The sequence below is a fragment of the Gymnodinialimonas ulvae genome, assembly GCF_037543845.1.
Classification (GTDB): domain Bacteria; phylum Pseudomonadota; class Alphaproteobacteria; order Rhodobacterales; family Rhodobacteraceae; genus Gymnodinialimonas; species Gymnodinialimonas ulvae.
Window position 1 is genome coordinate 335,727 of record NZ_JBBIFX010000003.1, and the last position, 12,485, is coordinate 348,211.

Here is a 12,485-nt window from a genome sequence, read left to right on the forward strand (position 1 = left end):
GTAGCGGACCCGAGGCCCGACAAAGAGTTGCGGGCCTCAGGCCCGACGGCACCCCGTGATTTTGGGGTCATGCAGACCAAAGGTGCCGCAGACCCATTTTATCATCGCGCGCCACCTATTCGGGCGGCGCGGAAAAATCAAGACATGTTGATGATGACGGAGCGGATCAGTTCGCCACTTCAGCCTCTTCGACGGCTTCTTCGATCTCGGCGGCCTCTTCGGCGGCCTCGGCCAAGGCTTCGACACTGCTCAGCGCTTCGGCGGCTTCGGCGTCCGTGATGTTGAACCACTCGGGGTTCTCCAGCATGAACAACTGCACGCGACGCGCAGCGTTGCGGGCGAGGATTTGCATCTGCTCGTTGCGGTTGCGCGCGATACCCGAACCCACAATCAGCGTCTCGGGCGAGGCGCCTTCAAAGACGATGATCTGCTCCGATTCCTCGTGCAGCTTGCGCCCCAGCTCATCGTCCCAGATGTTGACCGACAGAACCAGAACCGACCGCGGGCTCAGCACGATCGGGATGCCCGGAGGGGCAAGGGAATAGCCGTCGACGGCAATGCCGATGTGATACAGACGCTCGCCCTCGTACCCGGAAAAGCGGCGGTCAATCTCGGCCACCAGAATCTCTTCCCATTCCTCCGGCGTGGCGTTGCGCGACGGCGGAACCTGCTGCATGTTGTCGGCCACGACGATGTTGTGCGCCAAGCGGAAGTCCCCCATCGGCGGCAGATCTTCGTCGAGGGGATCCCCGGCGGCGCAGGCCATGAGGAAAAGGGCGGGGGCAAGCGCGGCGAAGCGGGCCAGTCGAAGCATCTTGCGAACTCCTGAGATCATTGTTGCGCGGGAAACTAAGGGGCGGCGCGGTGCGGGTAAAGGGGGCGCGGAAACGCGGCCACATGGAGCGGGGTTGCAAGGTTGCAACCCATATCTAAGATCTTGATATATAGTCTTATTGCCATTTTTGGTAATGGTTTATTTACCACTGACATCCCAAAATTCCGCCCCAAAATCCCAACCGGATCGCCACGCAGGCAATCCCCACGCTCAGGTGAAGCGATTGTCTCGCGGGAAGCCGCGCGGCGCCATGCGACCGGCGGAGGCGCGTTTGGCCGTCCATTCCGCAAGCTCGGCCTCGGTTCGGGTACGTCCGGCGGGGTCGTGCCATGTGAGGCCATCGGCGAGATCAAACGTGCGCGCATCAGAAAGGCCGCCGTCCTTGAACTTCTGCAGCCGCACGCCTTTGCCGCGCCCCATCTCTGGCAATTCCTCCAGCGGGAAGATCAGCAGTTTGCGGTTTTCCCCGACGGTGGCGACATGGGTTTCGCCCGCAGCAATGGCACGACACACCAGCGCGGTGATCCCCTCCCTGACGTTCAGAACCTGTTTGCCGGATCGGGTCTGCGCCAGGATCTCTTCCTCGGCCACGACAAACCCATCCCCGGCGCTGGACGCCATGAGGCGTTTGGTGCCCGGCACATGGGTGAAGAGGTCGACGATCTGCACTTCGTTGGGCAGATCGACCATCAGGCGCACCGGCTCGCCCAGACCGCGCCCCCCCGGAAGCCCATTGGCGGAGAGCGTATAGACGCGCCCCTGCGACCCAAGGATCAGAAGCTTGTCGGTGGTCTGCGCGTGAAAGGCAAAGCGAGGACCATCGCCGTCGCGGAACTTCATCTCGGACGACAGGTCCACATGACCCTTCATCGCGCGGATCCAGCCCATCTGCGAACAGACCACGGTGATCGGTTCCTTTTCGATCATCGCCTCAAGGGGCACGTCCTCGACCTCCCCCGCCTCTGCAAAGATCGTGCGCCGCGCGCCGCCGTCTGCCTTGGCGCCGAACTTCGTGCGGACCTCGCGCAGTTCGTCGGCGATCTTGTTCCACTGCAAGCCTTCCTCGGCCAGCAAATCATCAAGGTTGGCGCGTTCCTCCATCAGACGATCACGCTCGGCCTGCAACTCCATCTCTTCAAGACGGCGCAAACTGCGCAGGCGCATGTTGAGGATGGCCTCGGCCTGAACCTCGGTCAGTTCACCCTCGCCCTCACGCGGGCTGACGTAATCGGCCTCGGACGTGGCACGGACGAACTCCTGATCCCACGTCTCGCGCATCAATGCGGGCTTGGGCGCGTCGTCATAACGGATGATGTCGATCACGCGGTCGAGGTTGAGGAACGCAATCAGGAAGCCTTCCAGCACCTCAAGCCGGTGGTCGATCTGCGCCATGCGGTGCTTGGAGCGTCGGATCAACACGTCGCGACGATGATCGAGGAAGGCGCGCAACACCTCCTTCAGGGAACAGACCTTGGGGGTGCGCCCGTCGATCAGGACGTTCATGTTGAGGCTGAAGCGGTTTTCCAGATCCGACTGCCGGAACAGCGTGCCCATCAGCACCTCGGGGTCCACGGTCTTGGCGCGCGGCTCCAGGACGATGCGGATATCGTCGGCGGATTCGTCGCGCACATCGGCGAGGATCGGGACCTTCTTGAGCTGGATCAGCTCGGCCAGCTTCTCGATCAACTTGGATTTCTGCACCTGATACGGGATCTCGGTGACGACGATCTGCCATTGGCCACGGCCCAGATCCTCGATCTCGTATTTCGACCGCAGGCGGAAGCCGCCCTTGCCGGTGCGATAGGTCTCGGCGATGGAGTCGGGCGGCTCGACAATGACGCCACCGGTCGGAAAATCGGGGCCCTGCACGTAATTCAGAAGCGTGTCGTCGCGCGCATCGGGCGTCTTGATCAGGTGCAGGCAAGCGGCGATCAATTCGTCGAGGTTGTGCGGCGGGATGTTGGTGGCCATGCCCACGGCGATACCCGAAGATCCATTGGCCAGAAGGTTGGGCACCTGCGCCGGCAGAACCTCGGGTTCCTGCAAGGTGCCGTCATAATTGTCGCGGAAGTTCACCGCATCCTCGGACAGCCCCTCCAGCAGAGCCTCCGCCATCGCGGTCATGCGCGCCTCGGTGTAGCGCGAGGCGGCGGGGTTATCGCCGTCGATGTTGCCGAAGTTCCCCTGCCCGTCGACCAGCGGATACCGGATGACGAAATCCTGCGCGAGACGGGCCATCGCGTCATAGATCGCGGCGTCGCCGTGGGGGTGGTAATTGCCCATCACATCGCCGCTGATCTTGGCCGATTTTCGGAAGCCGCCGTTGGAGGCCAGCCGCAGTTCGCGCATCGCATAGAGGATGCGCCGATGGACCGGCTTCAACCCATCGCGCGCGTCCGGAAGGGCGCGGTGCATGATCGTCGACAGGGCATATTGCAGATATCTTGAGCCAATCGCTCGGCCTAGAGATTCCTGTTCCTGACGGTCATCTTGTGTGTCGTTATCACTGCTCATCTAGATCATGTGCATATCCCGCGGGCGCTTGCATCGGCAAGGGATCAAAGAGCACGAAACAACGTTTTTCCCCTGAAAAATCACTATTTTCGAATCGGCTGAGCGCTTATCCACAGGCTCTGCGGGGGCAAACTGAATTGAAGGGGCGTGGGGATGATCCGCCTGACCGTCACGTTGATCGTGGCTATCTATGTTGTTTTGATCGTGGTTCCCGGTGAGGAGCACGGCGCAAATGTCACCGCCGCATCTTCGGGTGGGTCGAATTGGCTGATCGAGATCATTTCCTCGGCCGAGGCAAACGCGCAACGCCCAAGGGCGCAGCCGGTCTATGCGCGCGCCTACCGCACACGGCTGAGCGATGCGCTGATCGAGGACGGCGACGGCTACGTGATGGAAACCGCCGCCGGTGAGACATTGGAAATCACCGCCGTGATCGACCCCGCCGACCTGATGCCGGAAGACTCCAGCGCGCAGATTGCCACCGTTTCGGTGGTGGACAGCGGCGTGGTTGAGATTGCGCGGGCGCAGGCGCGTGCCAATCGCATCGTGTGGCGGGTGACCGGGAACAACGTGAATTTCCGGGCCGGCCCTTCGACCAACACCGCCGTTCTGGCCGGGCTGGTTCGCGGCGATCAGCTTGAGTTCATCGGCAACGGTCCGGACGGGTGGGCGCATCTTCGGGTGCTTGATAGCGGGCTTGAAGGTTACATGGCCGCGCGGTTTCTGGAGCCCGTGAACTGACTTGCGCGCCCCGCGCCGGGTGATCTACCCATGAGCCACCACGACGGCGCGGGCAGGTTCAGTGACAAAATCCATACTGATAACAGGGTCCTCAAGCGGGATCGGATATGCGGCGGCCCATGCGCTGACCGCGCGCGGCTGGCGCGTGTTCGCGAGCGTGCGCAAACCGGACGACAAGGCGCGGCTTGAGACCGAAGGGCTTGAAAGCTTGCGTCTGGATTGCGCCGACACGGTTAGCATCGAGCGCGGGCTGGCCGAGGTGCTTGAGCGCACTGGCGGGCGGCTGGACGCTGTGTTCAACAACGCGGGTTTCGGCCTACCGGGTGCGGTCGAGGATCTGCCGACCGAGGGGTTGCGCGCCACGTTTGAGACCAACGTGTTCGGCCTGCACCACCTGACCCGCGCGGTGATCCCCACGATGCGCGCCCAGGGACACGGCCGGATCGTGCAGCATTCGTCGGGCTTCGGGCGGCATGTGATGAAATGGCGCGGCGCCTACAACGCCTCGAAACACGCGCTGGAGGGGCTGACCGATACGCTCCGGCTTGAGATGCGCGGAACGGGCATCTTTGTCTCGACCTTGAACACCGGGCCGGTCACCTCGAAATTCCGTCTCAATTCCATCCCGCAATTCGAGCGCTGGATCGACTGGGAGAACTCGGCCGATCCGGACCGCTATCGGCGCGAGCTGCTGCGCCACCTTTATGAGGACACCGGGCCCGCGCCATTTCAGCGCGAACCCGACGCCGTGATCCGCCACCTGATCCATGCGGTTGAATCGCCGCGCCCGCGCCCGCGCTATCATATCACCGGCGCGACCCATATCGCCGAGGGCCTGCGCCGCATCCTGCCGCAGCGCGCCCTCGACGCAATCGCCGCGCGCCTCTAGCCTTTTTCGCACGACCCGCTAGGTAGGATCGGGCATTGAGCGGAGTTACCATGACTGACGACCCCCTACTATTGATCGCATTGCTGGCGTGCGCCGCGGTGCTCGTGATCTTGCTTCTGGGCATCAACTCTTTCCGCAAGGGCGGGGTCGAGGCCAGCAAGGAAAGCAACAAATTCATGCAATGGCGGATCGGGGCACAGTTTGTGGCGGTCCTGTTGATCCTCGCTTTCGTTTATTTCCGTCGCCAATCGGGGGGCTGATCCATGGTGGTTCTGAACAAGATTTACACCCGCACCGGCGATGCCGGCGAAACCGCTCTGGGCGATGGCAGCCGGGTGGCGAAGCATTCCGCGCGCGTCACGGCCTACGGCACGGTGGACGAATTGAACGCGACGCTCGGCGTGGCAAAGCTGCATGCCGAAGGTGTGATGGCCGACCGTCTGGCGATGATCCAGAATGACCTGTTCGATCTGGGTGCCGATTTGTGCACGCCGAACATGGAGATGGACGCGGATCGCGACTATCCCCCCTTGCGGGTCGCCGACGCCCAGGTGGATCGGCTGGAAGCGGAGATCGACAAGATGAACGGCAAGCTGGAGCCGCTGCGCTCCTTCATCCTGCCGGGCGGCTCGGCGCTTGCGGCGCATCTGCACATCTGCCGGACCGTGGCGCGGCGCGCCGAACGGCTCAGCGTGGAATTGGGCGGCGTGGAATCGATCAACCCTGCCGGGGTGAAATACCTCAACCGCCTGTCCGACTGGTTCTTCGTCGCGGGCCGCATCGCCAACAACGACGGCAAGGACGATGTCCTCTGGGTACCGGGCGCGAACCGCTAACGCGGTCTTTCGGTTCGGTAGGCCGAGTGGGGCGCCGCCAGAAGCGCCGCATCGCGCCAATCCAGCAGGTTCGACAGGTACTGCATCCACTGCTGATCCCGTGCGCCCATGGCGTAGCGCAGGATCAGCGTCTCGACCTCGGGCGCGGCCAGCGCGTCGATCAGGCGCTGCCGACCCTCGGGCTGCATACCCCTGTAGAACAGGTGGATATCGGTGCCACGCTGGGGTCGGTTCGGATCATGGATACTGTTGACCTGCGCGATTGTGGACCAGAAGCGCAAGTGGTGACGCGGCGGCCCGGTGCGGTAGTACCGGATCACTTCGGGCAATGCGTCGGTGAACACGGCGAGGTAGGTCAGAACATCCTGGATGAAGTAGGTGCCCCCGGCGACGGCGTAGTGCGTCATATCCAGCAGATAGGCCCGGATCCGCGCCGTGGTGGCGGGCGGCAAGGTGTCGAGCACGCCGGTGTCGAGCAGGTAGGGCAACAGGTAGTCGCAGTCTGCATAAGAGGACATCCGAAGGCTCATCTCGCGCGCCTGATCCAGCGGCAGGACGATCATCTGGCCCATCAACCGCAAAACATGGGTCAGGATCACGCGGGCCTCGTAAATCGCCTCGGGTGTCTGCACGGTTTCGACCGCCGCGACACCGCCGAAATACTGGCTGATGTGCTGCTCGGTCAGGTCGGGCGGCGGCGTCTTGATCAGCTGCGGATAGATATCGGGGGCGATACAGTTATCGCAGCAGCAGGCCAGTTCGATCTGCCGTAACGGCTCCGGCGGAAGGTCGGCGACAAGCGTATCGCCCCGCGTTGTGATGCGGTCGGCAAGCGTCTTGAGTAACTCTTTTTTGATGCCCATCTTCACGGCCATGACGTCACGACACCAAATTGTTTCCGATTGTTTACGTGGTTGTTAACCAGACTTGGTCTACACTCAACCGCATGTCGCATGTGAAACCCAATCGCGAATACAGTCGGGCCGAGTATATTTCGGACGCTGTTGTGCATGGGATGGGCATCGGAAGCGCATTGATCGCCGGGCCTGTCCTGGTGACGCTGACCGCCGTCTGGATCGGGGATCCGGGCATCATCACGGCCGCCGTGGTGTATACCATAACGATGCTGGCAATGTGGATCTGCTCGGCGCTTTACAACCTTGTCCAACGGGAAGACCTGATCCCGGGTTTGCGCCGGTTGGATCAATCGGCGATCTATTTCAAAATTGCAGGCACCTACACGCCGTTCATCGCGTTGGCCTCCGGGTCTCTGGCATTCATGGCGGGGATCTGGGCCACGGCAATCGCGGGGGCTTCGGTGATCCTGCTGTCGAGGCGCAAGTTCATATGGCTTGCCATCTTGCTCTACCTTGGCCTCGGTTGGGCGGGGGTCGTATTGGGTGGACCGTTGGTCAGCACCCTGTCCCCCGCGGCCTTCTGGCTGCTGGTGGCGGGTGGCCTGACCTATTCCGCAGGCGTGGTGTTCAACGTCTGGGGCAGCCTGCCGTTTCACAACACGATCTGGCATGTCTTCGTCCTTGCCGGGACCAGCCTGTGCTATGCCGCCATCGCGGCAGAAGTCGCCGTAACCGCCTAGACCCCCGTAACGCGGCGTCGGAACACCACACCGCGTCGATTTTGGCCTATTTTCCCGCGCCGCTTGGGTCTATCTCTTCTGCCAAGGAAATTGCTTGGGTCCGTCCCAGCCTGTGACAGAGGGAGAACGCCATGAAGGTCCTGGTGCCTGTGAAGCGCGTGATCGACTACAACGTGAAAGTTCGTGTCAAAGCGGACGGTTCCGGGGTTGATCTTGCCAATGTGAAGATGTCGATGAACCCGTTCGACGAGATTGCCGTCGAAGAGGCCATCCGCCTGAAAGAAGCCGGAAAAGCCGACGAGGTCATCGCCGTGTCCATCGGGGTGAAGCAATCGCAGGAGACCCTGCGCACGGCTTTGGCCATGGGAGCGGATCGCGCGATCCTAGTCATTGCCGCCGAGGATGTGCATACCGATATCGAACCGCTCGCGGTCGCCAAGATCCTCAAAAGCGTGATCGAGCAAGAGCAGCCGGGCCTCGTTCTGGCCGGCAAGCAGGCGATCGACAACGACATGAACGCCACCGGTCAGATGCTTTCGGCGCTTCTAGGATGGAGCCAGGCAACCTTCGCCTCCGAAGTGGATGTCGATGGCGACAGCGCCAAGGTGACCCGCGAAGTGGACGGCGGGCTGCAGACCATCGAGGTGAAGATGCCTGCCATCGTCACCGTCGACCTGCGCCTCAACGAGCCGCGGTATGCGTCGCTGCCCAACATCATGAAGGCCAAGAAAAAGCCGTTGGATGAAAAGACCGCCGCCGATTATGGCGTCGATGTCACGCCGCGCCTTACGGTGGTCAAGACAACCGAACCTGAAGCGCGCGCCGCTGGCGTCAAGGTCGGGTCGGTTGACGAACTTCTGACGAAACTCAAAGACGAAGCGGGGGTCATCTGATGGCTGTACTTCTCCTTGCCGAAGTGAACGCGGGCGAACTGGCGATGGATGCCACCGCCAAGGCCGTCTCGGCGTCCCAGCAATTGGGCGATGTGACCGTGTTGTGCGCCGGGGCCTCGGCCAAAGCCGCCGCCGAAGAAGCCGCGACCATTACCGGCGTGTCCAAGGTGCTCTGCGCAGAAGATGCGGTCCTCGGCCACCGGCTTGCGGAGCCGACCGCCGCGCTGATCGCCGCGCTGGCCGCGGATTACGACCATATCACCGCGCCCGCCACGACCGACGCCAAGAACATCATGCCGCGCGTCGCGGCATTGCTGGATGTGATGGTGATCTCGGACGCCTCCGCCGTCGTCGATGCCGACACGTTCGAACGCCCGATTTACGCGGGAAACGCAATCCAGACGGTGAAATCGTCGGATGCAAAGAAGGTCGTGACCTTCCGCACATCCACCTTCGATGCCGCAGAAACCGGAGGCTCCGCCGCCGTAGAGATGATCGACGCGGCTGGCAATCCCGGCTTGTCGAGCTGGGTCGAAGACAAGGTCGCGGCCTCGGATCGGCCCGAATTGACCTCTGCCGGGATCGTCGTCTCGGGGGGCCGTGGCGTCGGCTCGGAAGAGCAGTTCGCATTGATTGAAGGGCTGGCGGACAAGCTGGGTGCAGCGGTCGGCGCATCGCGCGCGGCGGTTGATTCCGGCTACGCGCCGAACGATTGGCAGGTCGGGCAGACCGGCAAGGTCGTCGCGCCCGAGCTTTATGTTGCCGTTGGCATTTCCGGCGCGATCCAGCACCTCGCGGGGATGAAGGATTCGAAGGTCATCGTCGCGATCAACAAGGACGAAGAAGCCCCGATTTTCCAGGTGGCAGACTACGGCCTGGTCGCGGACCTGTTCGATGCGGTGCCGGAACTGACCGGAAAGCTCTGAGCCAGAGGTCGTACCAAAGACAAAAAGCCCCGCCCGATCACTCGGTGCGGGGCTTTTTTCGATTGCGGTCAAAGCCTGCGGATCAGTTCAGCCGTTGCGTAATCGTGCAACTTCGGTCCTGGCAGCAGGCGGGCTGCGGCCTCTTCCCTCGGGCCGAAAAACTTGCCCTGCAGGTCGTCGGTGCTGGACGCCTCGTCCGGGGTCACGATCGTCATGCTGGCGGCATGTTCGGCAACCTGTTCCAACATCGGGGACGTTACGAACAATGGGTCGACCGACATGTCACATGCGTCGCTTTGGTCCGGTGAGCGGTTCGAAAGCCACAACAAATGCACTGGTGCGACCGTCTGATTGAGGAACCGGATTATGCGCGCGCTCCATGCCGATTCCAGTTCGGTCCGCAGGATTTCAAAGCGGTCTGCCGACAGATCATGCAGATGCGTCAGCATATGCCGCGTGAAGTTGAATTCCGTGAAATCGACCTGAGGATAGATCGTGCGCAACATGGTGCTGGCCGTCAGAAACCGATCGTTGCGGCGCGGATGCACTGTGTAGAACCGGTTCGACATGTTGTGGGCCGAAATGATCTGGAAAACGACGGCTTCCGCGTCGTCCAATGCCCCAAGGATCGCCGGATCCGTTAGCAAAACATCCAGCCCCGCGTTCATCACACCCAGGTTCAACACAGTCCCATCGCAGGCATCGTCCAGCTGCGCCGGGAACGGCGCATTGATGAACCGCCCGAAGGTCTCGGACCCTCCGATGCACACCACAGACGGCTGGCGATCGGTTGCCAGGGGCCCCCGAAACCGAAGGGCCGAGCCTGGTAAGGCCACAGGTTGATAGTCGAGGGGCAACCGCCCTCGTTGTTCAATACTCATATCTCTCGCTCCGTCACAATTGGAGACTCACCCACCACAATGTGTGCATGACAAATATTGACGGATCGCTAAACCTCTGTTTTACAGTGATTTTTAGGAAAATCTGGTCGGTTCACCCGTGCGCAATGGGCGCGGCATGCATGGCTTTTCTTTGCCCGCGACCAAGCCTAACCTGCGGACAACGCGCGGAAATACAAAGGGGCCGGTCATGGCAATCCAAAGCATCGGAATCGTCGGAGCGGGCCAGATGGGCAACGGGATCGCCCATGTCTGCGCGTTGGCCGGGTATGACGTTGTGATGTCCGATGTCAGTCAGGATGCGCTCGACGCCGCAAAGGCGCTGATCAACAAGAACCTCGAACGACAGGTCAGCCGCGAAAAGATCGGTGCAGCCGAAAAATCCGCCACCATGGACCGCATCCGCACAACGCTGAAGCTGCCGGATGTTGGCCCGACCGACCTGATCATCGAGGCTGCAACCGAACGTGAAACGGTCAAACAGGCGATTTTCGAAGACCTGCTGCCGCATCTGAAGCCCGAGACGATCCTGACGTCGAATACATCGTCGATCTCCATCACCCGGCTGGCCAGCCGCACCGACCGGCCCGAAAAGTTCATGGGGTTTCATTTCATGAACCCGGTGCCGGTCATGCAATTGGTCGAGCTGATCCGTGGCATTGCAACCGATGAACCCACATTCGAGGCCTGCAAATCGGTGGTCGACGCCTTGGGCAAGACCGCGGCCACGGCCGAGGACTTTCCGGCCTTCATCGTCAATCGCATCCTGATGCCGATGATCAACGAGGCGGTCTATACGCTATATGAGGGGGTCGGAAACGTCACCTCAATCGACATGGCGATGAAGTTGGGGACGAACCATCCGATGGGCCCGCTGGAGCTGGCGGATTTCATCGGGTTGGATACGTGCCTTGCGATCATGAACGTGCTGCATGACGGCTTGGCCGACACCAAATACCGCCCCTGCCCCCTGCTAACAAAATATGTCGAGGCCGGATGGCTGGGGCGCAAAACGCAGCGCGGGTTCTACGATTATCGGGGCGATGCGCCGGTTCCGACCCGCTGACAAACGCCTATCTGTCTGGGTTTTCGCGCAGTGACAGGGTCCGCTCACGCAGCCAAGCCATGAATTCGCGGGGCTTGCCAATGCGGTCGGCCCATTCGTCGGGGGTGATCGGGTTCCCGATTATCGGCGCTTGCGGCTGGTCAAAACTGCGCACAACCTCATGGATCAGCAAGCCCTGCCGCAAGACGGGGCTGATGCGATTGGCAATCTGGTAGATGCGGCTGTTCTGACCGGTAAAGAAACACGGCACGATCGTCGCCCCGGAATTGCGGATCATCTTGGCGGTGAACACGTTCCACTCACCTTCGATGGGTTGCCCCATCATCCGGTCCGAAGCCGCGACCGCGCCGGACGGAAACAGCGCGATCAAACCCGCCTGCTTGAGATGCGTCATCGCCTGCGCGCGCATATCCAACATCTTTTGCTGCGCATCAGATTCGTGCGGGAACGGGACCGAGATCATGTAACCCGATGCCGCCTCGTCAATTCCCGTCAGAAGTGCGCGGGTCAGGATGCGGTAATCATTGCGCCGCCGCCCGATCAGATCGGCAAGGATCATGCCATCGACAAGGCCGTGAGGATGGTTGGCCACGAAGACAACCGGCCCCTCGGAGGGAATGCGCGCCAGCTGGTGCTCGGGCGTCTGCAGGTCAATGCCCATCACCTTCATCGTCGCAGGCCAGAATGCCTGACCCTTGAACTCGCCCAGTTTTTCGAACTTCCGAACCCGGTTGATGATGGTCAACTTGCCCGTCATCCACTCGATCGCCTTGATCGTGTAGCGCACAAACGGGTTGGGGAAGGAGTTGGCGTAGGTCAGGGAACGACGGTCATAGGTCCCGCCCGGACCGGGTGTCCGGGTCGGCGCAGGAGCCGAAATATTTCGGGAACCCAAATCGGTCAAATGCCCTCGTCCCTTCCAAAGTGCCCCACCCCCGGGGCCCCGTTTCGCTCCCCGTTCGGAGCCGGCGCCAACCGCGTCCGGTTGATCAGGTTTCCTCGCCGAACCGGTCGGCGACCAGAGCTTGCAAAGCGTCTGCCAGGCGCTCTGCCTCGGCCCCGCTTGTTTCGACCTCAATAAAGGTTCCCATGGAAGCTGCCAACATCAAAAGGCCCATAATACTGTCTCCGGCGGCGCTCAGCCCATCCTTTCGGACCTCTGCCGTTGCGTCATGGTCTTCGACCACCTCGACAAAACGCGCCGATGCGCGGGCGTGCAACCCCTTGGTGTTCACGATTTTCAGTGTCCGGGTGGTGGGGCTGCTGTCGATCATGGGGGGTCGTCTTTC

General features: G+C 61.8%; 14 protein-coding genes. 8 read left to right on the forward strand and 6 right to left on the reverse strand.

The window, feature by feature from the left end:
• Positions 1–166: 166 nt before the first annotated feature.
• Both V8J83_RS15605 and parC read right to left on the reverse strand, forming a co-directional pair.
• Positions 167–814 (reverse strand): hypothetical protein, encoded by a 648-nt coding sequence (locus V8J83_RS15605; protein ID WP_339987358.1) that lies wholly within the window; start codon positions 812–814, stop codon positions 167–169.
• Positions 815–1,045: 231 nt separating this feature from the next.
• Entirely contained in the window at positions 1,046–3,349 is a 2,304-nt protein-coding gene (gene parC / locus V8J83_RS15610; protein WP_339987359.1) for a DNA topoisomerase IV subunit A, read from the reverse strand.
• A 153-nt stretch (positions 3,350–3,502) separates the two neighbouring features.
• Here parC and V8J83_RS15615 point away from each other — a divergent pair, with 153 nt between their 5' ends.
• The 4 genes from V8J83_RS15615 to V8J83_RS15630 all read left to right on the forward strand — a co-directional run bounded on the left by V8J83_RS15615 (position 3,503) and on the right by V8J83_RS15630 (position 5,815).
• The gene (locus tag V8J83_RS15615; protein ID WP_339987360.1) at positions 3,503–4,090 is read left to right on the forward strand and encodes an SH3 domain-containing protein; all 588 of its coding nucleotides are present in this window, start codon (positions 3,503–3,505) and stop codon (positions 4,088–4,090) included.
• A gap of 61 nt (positions 4,091–4,151) precedes the next feature.
• The gene (locus tag V8J83_RS15620; RefSeq protein ID WP_339987361.1) at positions 4,152–4,979 is read left to right on the forward strand and encodes an SDR family NAD(P)-dependent oxidoreductase; all 828 of its coding nucleotides are present in this window, start codon (positions 4,152–4,154) and stop codon (positions 4,977–4,979) included.
• A gap of 50 nt (positions 4,980–5,029) precedes the next feature.
• Entirely contained in the window at positions 5,030–5,239 is a 210-nt protein-coding gene (locus tag V8J83_RS15625; protein ID WP_339987362.1) for a twin transmembrane helix small protein, read from the forward strand.
• Between the two features lie 3 nt (positions 5,240–5,242).
• Positions 5,243–5,815 carry a cob(I)yrinic acid a,c-diamide adenosyltransferase gene (locus V8J83_RS15630; RefSeq protein ID WP_339987363.1) on the forward strand — a complete coding sequence of 191 codons (573 nt, stop codon included), beginning with the start codon at positions 5,243–5,245 and terminating at the stop codon, positions 5,813–5,815.
• Here V8J83_RS15630 and V8J83_RS15635 read toward each other — a convergent pair.
• Positions 5,812–6,678 carry a hypothetical protein gene (locus V8J83_RS15635; RefSeq protein ID WP_339987364.1) on the reverse strand — a complete coding sequence of 289 codons (867 nt, stop codon included), beginning with the start codon at positions 6,676–6,678 and terminating at the stop codon, positions 5,812–5,814. The genes V8J83_RS15630 and V8J83_RS15635 overlap by 4 nt on opposite strands.
• 83 nt (positions 6,679–6,761) lie before the next feature.
• On the opposite strand from V8J83_RS15635, the gene trhA reads away from it, so the two are divergent.
• The 3 genes from trhA (at position 6,762) to V8J83_RS15650 (ending at position 9,231) form a co-directional block, all read left to right on the forward strand.
• Positions 6,762–7,412 (forward strand): PAQR family membrane homeostasis protein TrhA, encoded by a 651-nt coding sequence (gene trhA, locus V8J83_RS15640; RefSeq protein WP_339987365.1) that lies wholly within the window; start codon positions 6,762–6,764, stop codon positions 7,410–7,412.
• Between the two features lie 131 nt (positions 7,413–7,543).
• A complete protein-coding gene (locus V8J83_RS15645) occupies positions 7,544–8,305 on the forward strand; it encodes an electron transfer flavoprotein subunit beta/FixA family protein (protein WP_339987366.1) in 762 nt (253 codons plus the stop codon).
• Positions 8,305–9,231, forward strand: a complete 927-nt coding sequence (locus tag V8J83_RS15650; RefSeq protein ID WP_339987367.1) for an electron transfer flavoprotein subunit alpha/FixB family protein — start codon at positions 8,305–8,307, stop codon at positions 9,229–9,231. Before V8J83_RS15645 ends, V8J83_RS15650 begins: the two co-directional genes overlap by 1 nt.
• A 68-nt stretch (positions 9,232–9,299) precedes the next feature.
• On the opposite strand, the gene V8J83_RS15655 is transcribed toward V8J83_RS15650, so the two are convergent.
• On the reverse strand, positions 9,300–10,112 hold the full coding sequence (locus tag V8J83_RS15655) for a DUF6473 family protein (protein ID WP_339987368.1): 813 nt from the start codon (positions 10,110–10,112) through the stop codon (positions 9,300–9,302).
• A 208-nt stretch (positions 10,113–10,320) separates the two neighbouring features.
• Between V8J83_RS15655 and V8J83_RS15660 the strand changes: the two genes are divergently transcribed.
• Entirely contained in the window at positions 10,321–11,196 is an 876-nt protein-coding gene (locus tag V8J83_RS15660; RefSeq protein WP_339987369.1) for a 3-hydroxybutyryl-CoA dehydrogenase, read from the forward strand.
• Positions 11,197–11,203: 7 nt separating this feature from the next.
• Here V8J83_RS15660 and V8J83_RS15665 read toward each other — a convergent pair whose 3' ends face one another.
• Together V8J83_RS15665 and V8J83_RS15670 are read right to left on the reverse strand one after the other, a co-directional pair.
• Positions 11,204–12,091 carry a lysophospholipid acyltransferase family protein gene (locus V8J83_RS15665; RefSeq protein WP_339987690.1) on the reverse strand — a complete coding sequence of 296 codons (888 nt, stop codon included), beginning with the start codon at positions 12,089–12,091 and terminating at the stop codon, positions 11,204–11,206.
• A 94-nt stretch (positions 12,092–12,185) separates the two neighbouring features.
• Complete coding sequence (locus V8J83_RS15670) at positions 12,186–12,470, reverse strand: HPr family phosphocarrier protein (protein WP_339987370.1); 285 nt, start codon at positions 12,468–12,470, stop codon at positions 12,186–12,188.
• Positions 12,471–12,485: the final 15 nt, after the last annotated feature.

Bases quoted from the DNA above. Each gene is read 5' to 3' on its own strand.
- V8J83_RS15605 (WP_339987358.1), bottom strand. From the start codon at position 814: ATGCTTCGACTGGCCCGCTTCGCCGCGCTTGCCCCCGCCCTTTTCCTC.
- parC (WP_339987359.1), bottom strand. From the start codon at position 3,349: ATGAGCAGTGATAACGACACACAAGATGACCGTCAGGAACAGGAATCT.
- V8J83_RS15615 (WP_339987360.1), top strand. From the start codon at position 3,503: ATGATCCGCCTGACCGTCACGTTGATCGTGGCTATCTATGTTGTTTTG.
- V8J83_RS15625 (WP_339987362.1), top strand. From the start codon at position 5,030: ATGACTGACGACCCCCTACTATTGATCGCATTGCTGGCGTGCGCCGCG.
- V8J83_RS15630 (WP_339987363.1), top strand. From the start codon at position 5,243: ATGGTGGTTCTGAACAAGATTTACACCCGCACCGGCGATGCCGGCGAA.
- V8J83_RS15635 (WP_339987364.1), bottom strand. From the start codon at position 6,678: ATGGGCATCAAAAAAGAGTTACTCAAGACGCTTGCCGACCGCATCACA.
- trhA (WP_339987365.1), top strand. From the start codon at position 6,762: ATGTCGCATGTGAAACCCAATCGCGAATACAGTCGGGCCGAGTATATT.
- V8J83_RS15645 (WP_339987366.1), top strand. From the start codon at position 7,544: ATGAAGGTCCTGGTGCCTGTGAAGCGCGTGATCGACTACAACGTGAAA.
- V8J83_RS15650 (WP_339987367.1), top strand. From the start codon at position 8,305: ATGGCTGTACTTCTCCTTGCCGAAGTGAACGCGGGCGAACTGGCGATG.
- V8J83_RS15655 (WP_339987368.1), bottom strand. From the start codon at position 10,112: ATGAGTATTGAACAACGAGGGCGGTTGCCCCTCGACTATCAACCTGTG.
- V8J83_RS15660 (WP_339987369.1), top strand. From the start codon at position 10,321: ATGGCAATCCAAAGCATCGGAATCGTCGGAGCGGGCCAGATGGGCAAC.
- V8J83_RS15670 (WP_339987370.1), bottom strand. From the start codon at position 12,470: ATGATCGACAGCAGCCCCACCACCCGGACACTGAAAATCGTGAACACC.